This window comes from uncultured Bifidobacterium sp., from assembly GCF_949292005.1.
Taxonomy (GTDB): domain Bacteria; phylum Actinomycetota; class Actinomycetes; order Actinomycetales; family Bifidobacteriaceae; genus Bifidobacterium.
Map to the genome: position 1 here is coordinate 1 of NZ_CASEXV010000094.1, position 3375 is coordinate 3375.

The window sequence follows — 3375 nt, forward strand, 5'->3', positions numbered from 1 at the left end:
ACAGGAACACAACAGGGGGAGGGGTTATGAAACCCATCGTGGCATTGGCGCTGAACAATGACGCCATACGTGCGGCGGTGATCGCGAATCCGTATACGAACAGTCCCACGCTGCGCAAGATCATCACCGTGCATCTTCCCGTCGGCGCCGTGGCCGACGGGGAGGTCGTCGACGGCAAGGTCGTCACCGGGATACTCAAAAATCTCATCAAACACCATGAGATCCCCCGGTCCGAGGCGCTGCTCGTCTATTCCAGCCGCAGAATGATCTACCGTGAGGCGTCATTCCCCAGAATGTCCTTGGCGGAGCTGCGCGAGACGTTGCGATTCCAGACGAAAAGCATCATCCCCCTGCCTCTTGATGACTGCGTCATGGATTTCGTGCCACTGTCCATCGAGCAGACGGATCAGGGGGAGAAATACCACGGGATGGTCGTGGCGTCATTGCGCGCCGGAGTCGAGAAAAGCGCCAAATCCATCGAGGATGCGGGTCTCAAGGTCGCGGCCATCGACGCGGCGGCCTTCTCGCTGTCCCGTGTGTTCGACAACGCGTCGCACGACAACGTTCCGGCCGTCATCAACGTGGGCTCCAACAGCACCGACGTGATCATCCTCCACGAGGGACGGCCGGTCTACCTGCGTTCCGTCCCCTCCGGCGCCGATGACGTGACGACGGCCATCGTCTCCGCGTTGGACATCGAATTCGAGGACGCCGACGAGATCAAGCAGCGGATCGGACTTCGCAACGTCACCGGAGACCCCCGGCTGGAGAAGGCGGAGGAGACGATTCGGGACACCACGGCGCAGCTGATCGTGGGAGTCCGCAACACCTTGAACTACTACAGCGCCGAACATCCTGGGACGCCGGTGGGCTCCATACTCCTTACCGGGGTCGGATCCGCACTGGGGGATTTCCCCAACGTTCTCGCCGTGTCGACATCCTTGCCAGTGAGTATGGGAGACCCGTTCTCCCGTTTCGCGTTGTCGAAGTCGATCAGGGACGAGGATCTTCACACCCAGGCCGCGGGGTTCGCCGCCGTGCTGGGGCTGGCCTTGGGACGAAAGGGGGAATAGGAGATGGCACGGAAGGTTATAGGTCATCGAAGCCGCGCGCATGAGGCTGAACCCGAGCAAGAGCAGGATAAGCGGAAATCATGGTCCGACATCGACGTCGGGTCGATGTTCTCAAGCCGTAAGGGCAAGGCCCCGGAAAGTCCCGACAAGTGGACGATGCGGGCGAACCTGCTGCCAAGCTCCGTCGCCGCGATCAACCGTGACCGGTTCATCAAACAGATCATGGTCGTGGCGTTCCTCGTCGTCGTCGTGATCTCGTTGATCGTCACGCTGGTGATGGGTGTGCTCGTGTCCAACGCGGAGCAGCGCACAGAGGACCAGCGGACGCTCTCGCTCAGTCTGGCGGCCACGAAGGCGCGGTACAACGATGTGCAGAAGGTGCTGGACACGACAAGCGACATCCAGAGCAGCCGCGTGGGAACCCTGTACGCCGAGATCGACTGGCCGACCGTGACCGACAATCTTGACGACGTGCTGCCCAGCGGAGCCACATACACCACGTTGACGCTCAGCGAATATCAGCTGTCCGGCTCCTCGTCCTCGTCCTCGTCGTCCTCCAGCACCTCAAGCATCTGGGGCGCGTCCGGAGCGATCCAGGCCAGCTTCACCGTCAGCTCACCCACGTTCATCACCGCCAAGGACTTCATCGCCAACTTCAAAAAGATCCCCGGATACCTCACGGGAGTCGTCAGCTCCATATCCGGCGGAGGTGATTCGGGATACACCTACACCGGCACCGTGTCCATCGATCTGGAGGACAACACCACCTCACGAAGCGACAACGCCGGAGGCGCCGACTCATCCGATCGCGCGCTCGTGAGCAAGCTGCGCACAAGCCTGACGGAAGCGGCACGAGGAACATCCACATCGTCGTCCTCATCCTCGACGACCAGCAGCTCAAGCAGCGAGTGAGAGGGAAGGAACGGACATCATGACCATGAACAAGCACCGCCTCATCTGGATCGGTCTGACCGCCGGCATAGTCCTGGTCCTCGTGGTCCTCTGGCTTGTCGGGGTGTCCCCGCGGCTCAGCCAGATCAAGGCCGCGGACCAGGAGACCGCGCGGATAGAGGCGCAGAACAAGACGACGCAGAATGAAATCGAGGATCTCAGCATCGCCAGCGCCAACATCACCCTGCAGAAGAACCGACTCAGCCAATTGCAGCGGCAGATACCGAGCAGCTTCGGACAGAAGGAGTTCATCAGCTCCCTCAACGCTGCGGCGGACAAAGCCACGGTGACCATACAATCCGTGTCCTTCAGCGACGGCGTCGCCGGATCGCTGCCTTCGGAGGTCGGGACAGTCACATCCGGACAGCTCGTCGAGGTTCCCGTCACCATCACCGCCCAGGGAGCGTACTCCAAGCTCAACAGTTTCGTGAAAAACGTGCAGGGGATCGAAAGGATCGCCCTCGCCACGGACGTCTCGTACTCCATCAGTGCGGACGACGACTCACAGTCCACCCTGACCATGAACTGCACGATCTGGTCGCTGATCAGCTCGTCGAGCTCCTCCAACTCCACGGAGTCCTCCACGACACAGTGAGAGCGACACATGAGAGTGCCGTGGTGACCGTCGTCCGCGTGCTCTAATTCCCGCCTCCCCCGGTGTCATGTCCTCAGTGCCGGGGGAGGCGTTCCGTCCCCGCGTGTCGTTAGACTGTGGCGGGTTAGCAGACCCCGCAAGTCAGACCGGAAGGTGAATTGTGGCAGTATCCAAACTCGATGACGTCGTCTCCCTCGCCAAGCGCCGCGGCTTCGTGTTCCCCGCAGGCGAGATCTACGGCGGAACCCGTTCCGCGTGGGATTATGGCCCGCTCGGAGTAGCGTTGAAGGACAACATCAAACGCGAATGGTGGCGGTCGATGGTCGTCACGCGCGGCGACGTGGTGGGCGTCGACACCTCCATCATCCGTCCGCCCGCCGTGTGGGTGGCCTCCGGACACGTGAGCGTGTTCAACGACCCGCTCATCGAATGCCTCAACTGCCACAAGCGTCAGCGCTCCGACAAGCTTGAGGAATCCTGGGCGGAGAAGCATGGCGATACGATGCCGCCGAACGGCCTCAAGGACATCGTCTGCCCCGACTGCGGGACCCGCGGCCAGTGGACCGAGCCTCGCGACTTCAACATGATGCTCCGCACCCATCTGGGACCCGTCGACGACGACAACTCCCTGCACTATCTGCGTCCAGAAACCGCGCAGGGCATCTTCGTCGACTTCAAGAACGTCATGATGTCGTCGCGGTCCAAGCCGCCGTTCGGCATCGCCAACATGGGCAAGTCGTTCCGCAACGAGATCAC

Annotated in this window: 3 protein-coding genes and 1 pseudogene; all 4 read left to right on the plus strand. The window is 61.6% G+C overall.

Going from position 1 to position 3375, the window contains the following annotated elements; translation table 11 throughout:
* On the plus strand, window positions 1-1073 hold a 1073-nt coding region (pilM, locus tag Q1X90_RS07220), incomplete at its 5' end, for a type IV pilus assembly protein PilM (RefSeq protein ID WP_300768550.1).
* Window positions 1074-1076: 3 nt separating this feature from the next.
* Window positions 1077-1985, plus strand: coding sequence for a hypothetical protein (locus tag Q1X90_RS07225; protein ID WP_300768552.1), 909 nt, complete (start codon window positions 1077-1079; stop codon window positions 1983-1985).
* Between the two features lie 19 nt (window positions 1986-2004).
* Entirely contained in the window at window positions 2005-2619 is a 615-nt protein-coding gene (gene pilO / locus Q1X90_RS07230; RefSeq protein WP_300768554.1) for a type 4a pilus biogenesis protein PilO, read from the plus strand.
* A gap of 160 nt (window positions 2620-2779) precedes the next feature.
* A pseudogene (locus Q1X90_RS07235) lies at window positions 2780-3375 on the plus strand (glycine--tRNA ligase); the annotation flags it as partial.

What these genes read in the sequence shown, in the direction of transcription:
- Q1X90_RS07225 (WP_300768552.1), top strand. Translation starts at nt 1,077, where the DNA reads ATGGCACGGAAGGTTATAGGTCATCGAAGCCGCGCGCATGAGGCTGAA.
- pilO (WP_300768554.1), top strand. Translation starts at nt 2,005, where the DNA reads ATGACCATGAACAAGCACCGCCTCATCTGGATCGGTCTGACCGCCGGC.